11 protein-coding genes and 3 pseudogenes are annotated in these 13,597 nt (G+C 37.2%); 5 read left to right on the top strand and 9 right to left on the bottom strand.

Features of this window, described 5'->3' with window-relative positions; genetic code table 11:
- Window positions 1-104: 104 nt before the first annotated feature.
- The 5 genes and pseudogenes from G322_RS22775 to manA form a co-directional block, all read right to left on the bottom strand.
- Window positions 105-392, bottom strand: a pseudogene (locus tag G322_RS22775) (transposase); the annotation flags it as partial.
- 188 nt (window positions 393-580) lie between these two features.
- Window positions 581-700, bottom strand: a pseudogene (locus tag G322_RS24830) (IS6 family transposase); the annotation flags it as partial.
- 98 nt (window positions 701-798) lie between these two features.
- Complete coding sequence (locus tag G322_RS0112785) at window positions 799-2,193, bottom strand: PTS fructose transporter subunit IIBC (protein WP_022942159.1); 1,395 nt, start codon at window positions 2,191-2,193, stop codon at window positions 799-801.
- Window positions 2,194-2,203: 10 nt separating this feature from the next.
- Complete coding sequence (locus G322_RS0112790) at window positions 2,204-2,644, bottom strand: PTS sugar transporter subunit IIA (protein WP_022942160.1); 441 nt, start codon at window positions 2,642-2,644, stop codon at window positions 2,204-2,206.
- Window positions 2,645-3,044: 400 nt separating this feature from the next.
- Window positions 3,045-4,343, bottom strand: a complete 1,299-nt coding sequence (gene manA, locus G322_RS0112795; RefSeq protein WP_022942161.1) for a mannose-6-phosphate isomerase, class I — start codon at window positions 4,341-4,343, stop codon at window positions 3,045-3,047.
- A gap of 331 nt (window positions 4,344-4,674) precedes the next feature.
- On the opposite strand from manA, the gene G322_RS0112800 reads away from it, so the two are divergent.
- The gene (locus G322_RS0112800) at window positions 4,675-5,514 is read left to right on the top strand and encodes an AraC family transcriptional regulator (protein ID WP_022942162.1); all 840 of its coding nucleotides are present in this window, start codon (window positions 4,675-4,677) and stop codon (window positions 5,512-5,514) included.
- Between the two features lie 8 nt (window positions 5,515-5,522).
- Here the strand turns inward: G322_RS0112800 and G322_RS0112805 are convergent, their stop codons facing one another.
- Both G322_RS0112805 and G322_RS0112810 read right to left on the bottom strand, forming a co-directional pair.
- Window positions 5,523-6,299, bottom strand: a complete 777-nt coding sequence (locus tag G322_RS0112805) for a PTS sugar transporter subunit IIA (protein ID WP_022942163.1) — start codon at window positions 6,297-6,299, stop codon at window positions 5,523-5,525.
- A 4-nt stretch (window positions 6,300-6,303) separates the two neighbouring features.
- A complete protein-coding gene (locus G322_RS0112810; protein ID WP_022942164.1) occupies window positions 6,304-6,609 on the bottom strand; it encodes a PTS fructose transporter subunit IIB in 306 nt (101 codons plus the stop codon).
- 385 nt (window positions 6,610-6,994) lie between these two features.
- On the opposite strand from G322_RS0112810, the gene G322_RS0112815 reads away from it, so the two are divergent.
- From G322_RS0112815 to G322_RS22780, 3 genes and pseudogenes are all read left to right on the top strand, one after another.
- Window positions 6,995-8,890 (top strand): PTS fructose transporter subunit EIIC, encoded by a 1,896-nt coding sequence (locus tag G322_RS0112815; protein ID WP_022942165.1) that lies wholly within the window; start codon window positions 6,995-6,997, stop codon window positions 8,888-8,890.
- A 112-nt stretch (window positions 8,891-9,002) separates the two neighbouring features.
- On the top strand, window positions 9,003-9,983 hold the full coding sequence (locus G322_RS0112820) for a Gfo/Idh/MocA family protein (RefSeq protein ID WP_022942166.1): 981 nt from the start codon (window positions 9,003-9,005) through the stop codon (window positions 9,981-9,983).
- Between the two features lie 137 nt (window positions 9,984-10,120).
- Window positions 10,121-11,293: pseudogene (locus G322_RS22780) on the top strand (IS3 family transposase).
- 216 nt (window positions 11,294-11,509) lie between these two features.
- Here the strand turns inward: G322_RS22780 and G322_RS0112835 are convergent.
- Window positions 11,510-12,058: a hypothetical protein gene (locus G322_RS0112835; protein ID WP_022942167.1), complete on the bottom strand. Its 549-nt coding sequence runs from the start codon at window positions 12,056-12,058 to the stop codon at window positions 11,510-11,512.
- Window positions 12,059-12,565: 507 nt separating this feature from the next.
- Between G322_RS0112835 and G322_RS0112840 the strand changes: the two genes are divergently transcribed.
- A complete protein-coding gene (locus G322_RS0112840; RefSeq protein WP_022942168.1) occupies window positions 12,566-13,147 on the top strand; it encodes a TPR domain-containing protein in 582 nt (193 codons plus the stop codon).
- A gap of 277 nt (window positions 13,148-13,424) precedes the next feature.
- On the opposite strand, the gene G322_RS23405 is transcribed toward G322_RS0112840, so the two are convergent.
- A partial coding sequence (locus G322_RS23405; protein WP_156873963.1) for an ammonia-forming cytochrome c nitrite reductase subunit c552 occupies window positions 13,425-13,597 on the bottom strand: 173 nt, incomplete at its 5' end.

A 13,597-nucleotide genomic window follows, 5' to 3' on the forward strand; every position in this document is an offset into this window, starting at 1 on the left:
AACCTTTAACAGAGAAATTAGGAGCATTCATTAGTTCGAACCCTTTATCACCGACCACATTTGAATAATCCGCTTAGCTTTCAGAGTCACACCAATTCCATTAATTAACTGGTCATACTTGTCCACGATATTGAACACAATGAAATGACTCTATCAATATCACTTCTAAAATTATTCCAAACAATGGAACACTTTTCGACAATGTCGTCATAACCATTAAAAGAGCGATTTGCGATTTCATTTTGTCTCATCCATGACCAGACTTGTTCAATTGGGTTTAGCGTTGGAGAGTAAGGGGGGATATGAATAATACTGAGGTTCGGAAACGCATCGTCTAAATACTCTTGATGCCAACTTACACCATCCATGAGTATGTTATTGTCATGCCCAAAATTTAATGAATGTCACGCTACGCTGTCGTAAGCTCATATAATACTTAGGTTAATTTCCTAGGTATTATTGTGCCTAAAATTTAAAGGTGGGATAACCTACTGATATTAGTAATGTCACGCTGCGTTGCCGTAAGCTCACATTTTTTGCACCACTGACAGATTATTTCATAACTTACAACGACACCTCACACTGAAAGAAATTCTTCGATATATCGAAAGCTAAGCGTAAAACGATAATAAAGCCAAACTGCGTGGCTGATGATTTGAGCAGGATAACGATAACCTGCATAGATATTGGAGTTTTTCATCGGCAGATTATCGCACAATTGATGGAGCGATTGTTAAGTTGACAGTACCTCTTAATGATATAGCGCTCTATGATCAGAGAGCGCTATAAGTGAGGAAGTTAAGCTTGAATAAGAGTTGCGGCGTTGCGCATCGCTTCTTTAGTTGTACATTCGCGTACATTTGCATTAGCAAAACGTTGAAGATCTGTCACTTTAATATCGTGAGCCAGTATTACTAGTTTGGCATTCTTGACGTCTAAGTCAGTAATACGGTTCTGGATGCCATTTTGGCCTTGTGTTTCCACTTTTATCTTAAGACCAGCCAATGTACCTGCTTTTTCTAAGGCTTTTGCCGCCATGAATGTGTGTGCAACACCAGATGGACAACAAGTTACTGCAACTATATCGTATTCACCTTCGTTAGCAGACATTGGACTAGCTGAAACAGTTTCACCAGATGTTTTCGATTCAACAGTTTCTTTAGCAACAGGCTTCCATAGACCAACAATAAGAGCAGTTGTTAACGAACCTAGCATGATACCAACAACATACATCGGGATATTGCTTGATACTGGTGCTGTGATTAGGCCACCCCAAGGTGCATGCAAAAGCGTGTCAGTAAGAAAACCGAACACACATCCCACGATACCACCCGCGACGATGGAAGGAAGGACGCGCATAGGGTCGTTTGCGGCAAATGGAATTGCACCTTCAGAGATACCGATAGAACCCATGATTGCGGCTGCTTTACCTGCTTCTTGTTCTTCTTTAGTGAATTTGTTTTTGAATAAGAATGTTGCTAACGCCATACCAAGCGGAGGAGTGCAGATAGCGATGCCGACACCACCCATTAACCACGGTTGAGTATCTACTTGAGTTTGTGCAAATAGTGTCGCTACTTTGTTGATAGGGCCACCCATATCAAACGCAGTCATCGCACCAAGAATACTACCAAGCACTATTTTTGAAGCTCCAGCCATAGAATTAAGGAACTCATTCATTGATCCCATGAATATCTTAATTGGCTCGCCAATCCCCCAAAGTATGATACCTGCAGAAACTAATGTTCCAATCAAAGGATAGATAAAGTATACACCTAAAGCGAGCATGTTGGGTGAAAGAGGAATTCTCTTTAGTTGCAGAACAACACCGCCCGCGATGAAACCGGCCACGATACAACCAAGGAAGCCGCCTCCCATATCAGACATAATGGCTGATGCAATCATCGCTGGAGCAAGACCTGGTTTATCTGCTATTGAGAAGCCAATAAAGCCACCCAGAATAATTGGGAATAAAACCAAGCCTTTGATACCAATGTTGGAAATGTCGGCTAACAGGCCGTCTGCTGGCACGGCTCCCTTGCCTGATGCCATCACTGCAAGTGCAAGTAATACACCACCTGCAACGATAAATGGTAGCATGTGAGATGTACCAAACAATAGGTGACCTTTTAAAGTCTGGAGGATCTTTTTGAAATCGATATTGTTCGTAGTCTGAGCTGTTATTGTACTCATGTATTACTCCTTATGAGTTAATTAAAATATTAAGAATTTGTTGTTCGTTTTTAGCGGTATGAATATCAGTTATAAATTCATCACTGAATTTACCAAATAAGTCCTGTAGAACATAAATATGATGGTCCCCACCATTTTCAGGTGACGCGATCATAAAAAATATGCTTGGTTTTATACCATCTTCATCGCCATATTCAATGCCACCACGTTTTACACCAATAGCAATCGCTGGCTCTATAACTGCTTTACTTTTTGAGTGTGGATAGGCAATCCCATCAGTAGAAGTCACACTGACCGATTCTCTGGCCTCTACATCTGACAGAAAGGCATCTACACTCTTTATACGATTATTTTCAAATAGCATTTGTGCTAACTCTTCAAATATTTCCTTTTTTGAATTGGCTTTTAAATTGCTATTAATTAAATTGATGTTGGTTAGTTTTGTTATCATTTAATCCTCTCGTTGGGTTATGAAGTAACAAGTTAATTATTAACCCTCACCAATATTTTAGAAATAGCAATAAAACGCCAGTTACTGTATTTTTGTATCTATAAAATTTTTGTGTGACATATATCCTATTTAGATTTGTTATCTTTTAACTCATAGGTATATTTATTTTTTTGACTTAATTTTAGGGTGTTTTTAAACAAAGAAATTGGGAGTTTTGCGGTGGTTTTTATAGGACATTTACGAGTTTATCAGTCAACACAATTACAACTGTGCTAAAAGGGTCGATTCATCCATTACTATTTTAAAAATAGAAATGGATGAATAATTTTTTGGAATATATTAGTTTAGCTAATGGTCGATATAAAGTATCGATGAGCTAATTAGTTTTTATATGCTTTCTTTAACTGTATGCACGAGCAACCCGCCCTTGGCAACTGATTGTATATTGCTCAGTGTAAGCCGGGATAAAGACAGATTGCCCTCTATTAATTTCACATGACTCACCACTTTTATGCTTAAGTAGCATTTTTCCATCGAGTGCGAGTAAAATTTCAGCACCAGCTATATCTATTGTTCTTTGTTGAGAGTATCGCATTATGCAAAATTTGAAATCATCGACTGGGATTGGGTAATCCAGTATATGATCACTTTCAACAGGATCTAGAAGTAAACTTTCAATTGGTTTTTCGTCGAAAAGTGTACAAGAGATAAGCTCTTTTACATCTATGTACTTTGGTGTTAGACCCGCACGTAACACATTGTCAGAATTAGCCATTATCTCTAACCCGGTTCCTTTTAAATATCCATGTGGTGTTTGTGCATCTAAATACATCGCCTGGCCAGGTTTTAACGTGATGGTATTTAGTATCAATGGAGAAAATAGACCAACATCTTTAGGGTATTGAGCTGCCAACTCAATGATTAATTCGAAGATGAGATCTTTGGATTTTTCAGCCTTGTCTAACAAACTACACAAAGCGTTTTCTTTTTGATTTCCTTCTAAAGTCAACAGCCCAGAAAAGAAGTTTGCTAAGCCTTGCGAAGTACGATTAGTTTCTAGTTCGTATAACAAGCAAGCTAACTCTGTAATGTTTAGTTTTGAGAAGTAAGTTATAATTTCATTAATTGGCCTAAAGCCATTCATCGCCTGATAGTCAGTTAACGCATAAACGAGTTCAGGTTTGTGGTTTGCATCTTTGTAGTTACGATTTCCTGCTGTAAAATGGATCCCTTGCTTATTTTCCAATTCAAAGCCTTGTTCTGCCTGAGATTTACTGGGATGAACTTGGATAGATAATGCTTTTTCCACTGCCAAGATTTTAAACAAATAAGGTAACTCTCCAAATTTGTTGGCTATTTCCTTACCTAGGTATAAGTGTTTGTTTTTATTTATTAAATCAGATAATTTCGTCTTTTTACCGTTAGTAATAACTGTTGAGCAACCACTCGGATGAGCCCCCATCCAGATCTCTGCCTGGGGTTCTTTGGCTGGATTATCTATACCAAATAGTTGTTCAAAAGACGAATAACTACCCCACGCATAGTTTTGAATGACATTAGTCATGGGAAAGAACATACATTGCAGGTTATTTTTTTTAGATAATAAAAAGTCTGACATTGGATCACCATATTTATCAAAATTGCCCAGTGCAAGCACTGAAATCAAGTAGTATTTAGAGTGAGAACTAGGGGGGGGCATAATGATTTTTTCATTATGTTCTGAGCGAGTGAAACCCCAGCACTCTTTTCATAAATATGGTGAAACATAAACGTGATCGAAAGTAGTGAATAAAAAATGCATTTACTAGAAGATTGTAGCGACCTATTTAGAGTGTGATTAAGATCCTTAGTGGTTTTTCTTCCTCTATTTTTTTTATATTAACCTTATCTTTTTCAACTGGACAATAACCTCATAAGCTAGATTTTTGTAACATAAATTTTAATTTGTGATTAGTATCATTAGTGAATAGTTCAATGATCATATATCTTAATTGATATTGCATTATTGATGCGTATTGTGAGTCCTAAATATGATATTTCATGATTTGATTTCTTCGATATTAAGTGAACGAGAGTCATCCAATAAAATATGGTTTGCAGGTGATTTTCATAACCCACCGGAAATTAGTTACCAAGTAAATTTTCCTCGTTTAGAGTTGGTGCTTAGTGGCGAATACATTAATGAAATGGAAAACCATGAGCACGCAATTAAAAAAATAAAAGCAAAAGCAGGTGATGCGATTTTTATACCTCCAAACTGTTGGAATAAACCCGGCTGGGATACTGATTGTTCAGTACTAAGTATGTTATTTGGTCGTCGTCAACTTGGTCTTAGTTTGGTGAGTAAGCGAAAGGGAGAAGTAGGATTTTTCGATATTCAAAAACATAGCATTCAAACACGTTCTGGGTTTGCTATTGATAACATACTAGAAGCTCTGAGCTCTCTCGCTCGTGAAACTATCAAAAAGCCAACAGATGAATTACTGTTGCAAGCATTGTTGCAATACAGCAAAGTAATGCTTGAAGCTCCAATTGAGGAGTCACATAACCGGGTACAAGATCTTTACCAAGGAATATGTATTTATATTCAAGAGAATTTTCACCGTTCTATAACACGAGACAATATTGCGGAGCGTTTTAGTATTTCATCTAATCATTTATCGCGTTTATTTCGCCAACAAGGGCATATGACTTTGTCTGACTACATTACTTGGGTGCGGATCGATAGGGCAAAGTTCATGCTCAAGAAATACAATTTCAAGCTGAACGAAGTATCAGTGCGTTGTGGTTTTAAAGATGTGAATTACTTTTGCCGTGTGTTTAAGAATCGAACAGGACGAACGCCAACGGTTTATCGTATTTCGAATTGAATCACAATTTATGGCAGTAGCCTGGACATGAAGTACATAAGTAACGCTTGAAGGTCGACACTATTTTTGGTCATTAGTAAGCGCTCTGCTACCTGACCGCACAATAAATTTCGACTCAGATTTGTTGCCGTGAGGATTTGTTCATGCGTTGGCTTGGTTGGTATTGCCAGTGCTATTGTCAGGTGCACAGCACCCATTTTTGACATCCAGTCGATGGGTGTATCACTTGCAATGACAGCGACAGTGATATGGTCAATACCATCGAACATAACATGTGGAAGTGCAATTCCTGGAGTGATACAGGTAGATGAGTATTCCTCACGCTTTATAAAGGCGATCATTAGTTCTTCTGGATGCTCGGGGTGAATCAGCTGTGCCAGCCCTTTTAAGCATTCAAATTTTGTTAACTTAGTTTGCGCTTTTGCATAGTGCCATTGAGTTTTGCTTGGGAGAGATAGCTCTGGTACCCGATCTGCTAGTTGGTTGGAAAACTGGTAGTTGATACACGCACCGATTAACCTGTAATGCTCTGCAATAATATTTTTTATGACAAAACATGCTAATTCAGCATCAATACCAACAACGATAATCTGGCATAAATCTCCCTTGACTAAGCCTGCCTGCAACATTGCAACAGATTTTGAAAGTTCTGCCTTTCTGTTACGAGTAATGTTAATAATACATAATGTACTCTTGAATTTTTTTGCAAGCCGATGAAGCGTTTTTGCTGTACGAGCACTAGCATTTATATCTTCAACGAGAAAGGTGATTTGATATTCATTCATTGTTTCATCTTTTTCGACAGTGGATAAGAAATACCTTTTCTACGTCAAGTAAGACATCCTCTATAGAAACACGAATAATATTTTTAAGATCGAAGCGAGAGAATTGCTCTATTTCTATATCAGATACAATCAAGATTTTATCTGCGTGATTGATATCATAAGAAGTCAGTTGATTCTCTATCCCCATTGCTCCTTGAGTTTCAACCTTAATCTGAACATTGTGCTTATGTGCTGATTTAATCAGTGCATCTGCTGCCATATAGGTATGAGCAATGCCAGTAGGGCATGCGGTCACCGCGATAATTTTCATAGTTTTTCCCTGCTTAAAATTTTTTAAATGTTAGCATGTTTTATGGGAGTTCAATAATTTTTAAAGGTTAAATGAAAAGCATGCATCACAGTTTACTTGGTACACTACAATTATCCAGTTAATGCTACTTTTTTCCTCTATGTGTCGTTGAACTTGATCGTTAATCTATATTAAGATTAAACATCAGAAAATAAATGATAGCCATAAGTCGCAATTAATAGGTGAATATCGTTATTACTCAATGTTCAAAAGGCTTTAAAGTACGTAAATATCAAAGCATACGTTTATGTAACAAAAATCCAGTATACACAACAGAGTTTCAAATAAATTTAAGCATCAAAAGAATGCATTTTCATCTAAATTCCCAGACAACCAGGCGAACATTATGGATATTAATTCGTTAATAAACACACAATTAATCTGCTTAGAACTTAAGGCTAAAACCAAAAAAGACTTGCTTGAAGAGATGGCTCAAATGTTAGATACAGCTGGTAAGTTATCTAGCAAAAAAAACTATTTATCGGATGTTTATAAGAGAGAAGCAATTGGTAATACAGGATTTGAAGATGGTATTGCAATACCTCATGCTAAAAGCAAAGCGGTTAGTCAGCCAGCAATTGCCGTAGGCATCAGTAAAACAGGTATCGATTATGGCGCTGAAGACGGTCAAAAGTCTGATATCTTTTTTATGATTGCCTCACCGGATGGAGTAGATAATGACCATATTGAAGTTTTAGTACAAATATCTAGTAAGTTAATAGAAGATGATTTTATTAAAAAAATCAAACAAGCTAAATCTAAGCGAGAAGTATTAGATTTATTCACTTCAACGATTCGCAAAACTGCGCCAGTTCAAGAAGTAAAAAAAACGAGTCCAATTAAAGAAAAAAGCGATTTACAAATACGTATGAATAGAATCAAACAACACCTGATGTTTGGCACTTCTCATATGATTCCATTTATTGTTGCCGGAGGGGTATTACTTTCACTCTCTGTTATGTTTTTAGGTAAAGGTGCTGTACCTGAAGAAGGCATTCTAAAAGATATTGCTATTATGGGGACCGCGGGTTTAACTCTGTTTACGCTGATCTTAGGTGGTTACATTTCCTATTCAATCGCAGACAAACCAGGCCTTGCGCCGGGCATGATTGGATCATGGATTGCAGTCCAACATTACCAAGCAGGTTTCCTAGGTGTTATCGTTGTTGGATTTCTCGCAGGCTTTGTGGTCAGCCAACTAAAACGTATCAAACTTCCTGATTCGTTAACTTCTCTTGGTGCTATCTTTATCTATCCGATAGTAGGTACCTTTATTGTATGTGGCATTGTTATGTGGGTCATTGGGGCCCCAATAGCAAGCATGATGATAAGTATGAATGAGTGGTTATCATCTATGGCGGGCAGCGGAAAAGTTGTCCTCGGTACTATCCTAGGTGCCATGACTGCATTTGATATGGGTGGTCCGGTAAACAAAATTGCAACACTTTTTGCTCAAACTCAAGTTGATACTCAACCATGGCTTATGGGGGGAGTTGGTATTGCGATTTGTACCCCACCGCTTGGTATGTTCCTCGCAACACTTATATCCCCTAAAAAGTTCAAAATGGATGAACGTGAGGCAGGTAAAGCTGCCGGACTAATGGGGCTGATTGGTATATCAGAAGGAGCTATTCCATTTGCAGTAGCAGACCCACTCCGTGTTATCCCTTCAATTGTTGCTGGTGGTATTGTCGGTAATATTGTTGGTTTTACATTTAATGTATTAAACCATGCCCCATGGGGGGGGTGGATCGTACTACCCGTTGTTGAAGGTAAAATTGGTTATGTGATTGGTACACTAGCAGGAGCATTAACAACTGCAATCCTCGTTTGCATTCTTAAAAAAACAGAGAAAGAGGATGATGAAAAAGTTACATACGCAAATGAATCATTTGATTCTCTAGCAACCGAAGGTGAAGCACAAATTATTGCGATTACTGCTTGTCCTTCTGGTGTCGCACATACTTTCCTTGCCGCGAAAAGTTTGGAAAATGCAGGTCGTAAGCTTGGTGTGAAAATCAAGGTTGAGACACAAGGTGCAAATGGCACAAACAACCATTTAAATGCCATAGACGTAGCTAATGCTGACTTTCTTATTTTAGCTCATGATGTGCCAATTAAAGATACAGAACGATTTGCTGATATTCACACAGTCGATGTCGGTACTAGAGATGCTATGTGTAATGCAGAATATTTAATACAATCAAATTTAGAAATTATCAATGATAGATCTACTCAGTAACTACTTAGGTTATTTCAAATAAATAGTCAGCTCGTAAGGCCGTTTAACATTAAAATTTGAGCAAATTTTTAATGTTATATAAGTACATCTTTCTTTCAGGAGAAAATATCAAATGATTAATTTAGCAGTAATTGGAACAAACTGGATATCAGAAAAATTTGTGGAAGCCGCCATGCAAAGCAATCAGTTTCGATTAATGGCAGTTTACTCTCGTCGAGCAGATAAAGCACATCGTTTTGCTAAAAACCATCAAGACAAAAATTGTAATTATTATAATACCTTAGAAGAGCTTGCTAGGGATAAAGCTATTGATGCAGTCTATATTGCATCTCCAAATAGCCTACATTGTGCTCAAGCGATACTGTTAATGGAGCATGGTAAGCACGTTATTTGTGAAAAACCTATCGCATCTAACATTTCAGAAGCCACACGAATGTATAACAGCGCAGAAGAAAATAATGTCATTCTTTTTGAAGCGTTTAAAACAGAATTTTTACCCAATTTTAAAGAACTTAAGGCAAACCTTGCTACTATAGGAAAACTTCGCAGTGTGTATTTAAGTTACTGCCAATATTCTTCTCGATACCAAAAATACCTAGATGGAGAAAATCCGAATACATTCAATCCTGACTATTCAAACGGCTCAATTATGGATATTGGTTTTTACTGTGTTTCAGCTGCGGTGTCTTTATTTGGTGAACCTGATAACATAAAAGCGAGCGCAAAATTGCTTGATTCAGGAGTTGATGCTCACGGTTCAGTGATTCTCGAATACCCTACTTTTTTGGTCACTATTCAACATTCTAAAGTATCTAATGGAATTGTTGCGAGTGAATTTCAAGGTGAAGATGGTATCATCCTCGTTAAAAACATATCTGAATGTGATACTTTTACTATCCAAAAAAAGGCTGCAACTCCACAAGTAATTACAGTCGGGCAAGAAGATAATTCAATGCTATATGAAGCAATCGAATTTGCTAAAGAAATCCATGAAGGTTCAATGAACCTAGCATATGTGCAACGTTCTTTAGTGGTATCGAAAGTGACAACTGAGATACGTCGTCAAACTAGTGTGACGTTTCCTGTAGATTAATAACAACTTGTATTTAAATGCAGAGGGCTCCCCACAAAAAATCATAAATTACCTAGCTGTATATGTAGTGGTGCAGTGATTTTGGCCACTTAGTTAGAGGTGATATTATTCATCTCGTCAATTAAGTAGGTAATAAAATGAATAAGCAAGAAAGACCAACATATACAGCAGAATTTAAACTTGAAGCAGCGCAATTAGTTGTTGATCAAGAGTACTCCACTAAAGAGGCTGCAAAGTCGATGGAGTGAGTAAATCTGCAATGGACAAATGGGTTAGACAACTCAAAAAAGAACGGTTAGGTGACAATTGTAACGCCAGTCCATTAACACCAGATAAGATCAAAATAAAAGAACTTGAGAAGAAAATTAAACGCATTGAAATGGAGAGCGAAATAATAAAAAAGGCTACCGCTCTCTTAATCTCCGACAGCCTGAAGAGTTTCAGGTAATCAAAGAATTGCAAGAGAGCTACCCAATTAAACGTTTGTGTTCAGTATTTAATATTTACCGTAGTAGCTATCATTATTGGCTAAAACATAGCGATAAAAGAACACCTGAAACATTACAAGAAGAAATAACGGTTAAAGCTATTTTCAATGAAACGGGAGGCTCTGCAGGTGCGAGAAGCAGATATCACGCTGGCAAGAGGTAACCCTATAAGTCGTTACAGAGCCTCTAAAATAATGAAAAGGTTAAACTTAAAGAGCTGTCAAATACCTAAGCATGCATACAAACGGGTAGGTTCAGAGTGTGTGGATATACTGAATCATTTACAACGACAGTTCCTTGTTGAAAAAGCTGACACGTTTTTTGTGTGGAGATGTCACCTATATTTGGGCTGGCAATAGGTAGGCTTACTTAGCAGTTGTGATTGATCTTTATGCTCGCAAGGTGATTGGTTGGTCGATATCCTATTCTCCAGATAGCAACCTGACAGACAATGCTTTAAAGATGGCATTTGAAGCTAGAAAACGACCTACTGGTGTCATGTTTCATTCAGATCAAGGTTGCCACTATACAAGCAAACAGTTTAGGCAGTTATTGTGGCGCTATCAAATAAAAAAAAGCATGAGTCGTAGAGTAAATTGTTGGGATAACGCGCCAATGGAGCGTTTTTTTAGAAGCTATAAAACAGAATGGATGCCGACTGTGGGTTACGCGACTATTTTAGATATGAAGCATTCGGTGATTGATTACATCACACGATATTATAATAATGTGAGGCCTCACTGGTTTAATGGAGGGTTAACACCAAACGAATCTGAGCGAAGATCTTTGCTTGAATACGGGAGTGTGGCCAAAATTAGTTGACCACGACATACCTACTGATAAGTATAGACAACAATACTATGGAACAGAGCCTTATTTTTATAGCGTGCTTCACTGACTAGTGGATTGATAAGTTAACAGTAGCGTAGCGAAGCCAAGGATGGCGGTTTTATTATTAGCTGAAATACAGGACCAAAATAGACAATTAATATAGAGGAGCTTTTGCTGACGAGCATTTCGCCCCTCTTTCGTTATTTATTACTTGGTCATTTGTTGATGCATTGCTTTAACTAAAGCAACTAGCGCATTTTTTGATAACTTATTAGCCTTTTCAACGGTATCCGCTAGATTCTTTTTGTTAGTCACAATTGATGTAAAATCAATTACCGGCTTGAGTATTATTTGGATTAATTTCTTCGCTGTTTCAGGATCATTATTCGCAATAACCTCTAACACTTCCGCTTTCATTACTGCATTTTTATCGAGCAGTAGCTTAGAAACATGCGTGAAGCCTACTATCTCACATTGCTCTAATGTGCCAAATTTAGGCAACATACGCCAAGAAATCAGCGTATTAGGCGTCACCTCCTCAATATTTGTTGAACATTCAGGGATAACGTTTGACCATACCCACTCAAGAAAAGCTTCATCACTACAAAGGATCTCTCTTGCTTTGTTACATGCTTTGCCAATCTTATACTTAGCTTCTCGCTTCTCTTCTGCTTTTGGTGCATTAGAATCGATGTAATGTGTTGTATCTAAGTATTGTAATATAGTTTCTTGTTGTTCTTTTAACACTGAGCTCATTGAGTATACCTCATTTTATAAAATCTTATTATTGTGTGTCTGACGAATGAAGCGCAGTGTATCTTACCAAAACAAAGAGTCTATAAATATGGGCTGTTTGTTGACATTACTTTCATTGCGCCTATAAATAGGCGCGCATAAAAACAGAGAAAATACAAAAATAAACATTTAATTTTATTCTATTAGCAATACCTTCACCAATTTTCATTTAAGCTTAAAATGGCATTTTACACCCATACAAATCAAATATTTACAAGGGAAAAAGTCAGCCAAAATGGGTGGGTTTCCGTTTTGGCTAAGGTATTGATTAGAAAACATTACAGTCTATTACCGCATATAAAGTAGGTCTATATTTGTTAAAAAAAAGCAGTGATTCATCTAAATATACTATTTAAATCAATTAGACACTAAAGTGGGTATCGTGCCACAGAAACTCTGCTTAACCCCACCAAAGCAGTAATAATTTGATATTATTAAATTGAGATCATCATAATTTAAGTGTGAAAAATGACAGTGAATAAATGGCCAATTTTACTTAGTTCCGTTTTAATGGTGGGTAGCTTAAGCGGTTATGCTTGGTTAGGAAGTTACCCTAAATTACTCAATCAAAACAAAGAACAAGTAGCTCCGTTTTTTGAAAGCCTTTCCCCTCAAGAGATCCGTTCAACACGCATCACTGCCTTGCAAGAGAAGCTCTATCAAGATAAACAAAATGGCCAGCTTTGGTATCAGTTAGGCCACGCCTACCTGTTAAACGGTGAGTATAAAAAGGCAGTGACGGTGTTTGATTATGCGATTCGTTTAACAGATGCAATAAGTAGCGACCATTACGCCTCAAAAGCGACAGCACTTTATTACCATAATAAACAGCAGATGGGTAATGAGATTAATGACCTTATTGCATCGGCATTAGCCATTGATGAAAACAATCAAACGGCATTAATGATGCTAGCAAACGAGCAGTTTATGCAAGCGCGTTATCAACAAGCGATTAACCTTTGGGTAAAGATATTAGACTCTGATCAAGCAGGCCTTGATAGAGTGGGTATTATTCATCGTATTAATCAAGCGAAGTTGTTCTTGAGATAACAGCACTTCCCAAAAAATAAAACAGATAAAAAAATGCCGACAATTAAGTCGGCATTTTACAACTAACTACTTCGTAATAATCGTTACAAAATAACTTGCGATAAATTGTTTCCAAAAAGCCTTAAGGAATCGTTACAAAATAACTTGCGATAAATTATTTCTAAAAAGCCTTAAATGACTGGCTATTTTAAAAACAAAATCGCAAGTAATATTGAAGCCAATCCTAAATGACTGGCTATTTTAAAAACAAAATCGCAAGTAATGTTGAAGCCAATCCTTAATAAGTCGCTTCGCGTTTTTCAGCTTCTGCTTGCCACTCTGGTACTAATGTTTTTAAGAATGCTTGCTTCTCTTTATTCATTTTGTCCATATCCATCCCCAATGCTTTTTGAGCAGCTTCCTTGGTTGAGATATCAGGCAGTTGAATTGGATCAGTGATCCCTTTCTTCG

The organism is Psychromonas hadalis ATCC BAA-638, assembly GCF_000420245.1.
Classification (GTDB): domain Bacteria; phylum Pseudomonadota; class Gammaproteobacteria; order Enterobacterales; family Psychromonadaceae; genus Psychromonas; species Psychromonas hadalis.

Bases quoted from the DNA above. Each gene is read 5' to 3' on its own strand.
- G322_RS0112785 (WP_022942159.1), bottom strand. From the start codon at position 2,193: ATGAGTACAATAACAGCTCAGACTACGAACAATATCGATTTCAAAAAG.
- G322_RS0112790 (WP_022942160.1), bottom strand. From the start codon at position 2,644: ATGATAACAAAACTAACCAACATCAATTTAATTAATAGCAATTTAAAA.
- manA (WP_022942161.1), bottom strand. From the start codon at position 4,343: ATGCCCCCCCCTAGTTCTCACTCTAAATACTACTTGATTTCAGTGCTT.
- G322_RS0112800 (WP_022942162.1), top strand. From the start codon at position 4,675: ATGATATTTCATGATTTGATTTCTTCGATATTAAGTGAACGAGAGTCA.
- G322_RS0112805 (WP_022942163.1), bottom strand. From the start codon at position 6,299: ATGAATGAATATCAAATCACCTTTCTCGTTGAAGATATAAATGCTAGT.
- G322_RS0112810 (WP_022942164.1), bottom strand. From the start codon at position 6,609: ATGAAAATTATCGCGGTGACCGCATGCCCTACTGGCATTGCTCATACC.
- G322_RS0112815 (WP_022942165.1), top strand. From the start codon at position 6,995: ATGGATATTAATTCGTTAATAAACACACAATTAATCTGCTTAGAACTT.
- G322_RS0112820 (WP_022942166.1), top strand. From the start codon at position 9,003: ATGATTAATTTAGCAGTAATTGGAACAAACTGGATATCAGAAAAATTT.
- G322_RS0112835 (WP_022942167.1), bottom strand. From the start codon at position 12,058: ATGAGCTCAGTGTTAAAAGAACAACAAGAAACTATATTACAATACTTA.
- G322_RS0112840 (WP_022942168.1), top strand. From the start codon at position 12,566: ATGACAGTGAATAAATGGCCAATTTTACTTAGTTCCGTTTTAATGGTG.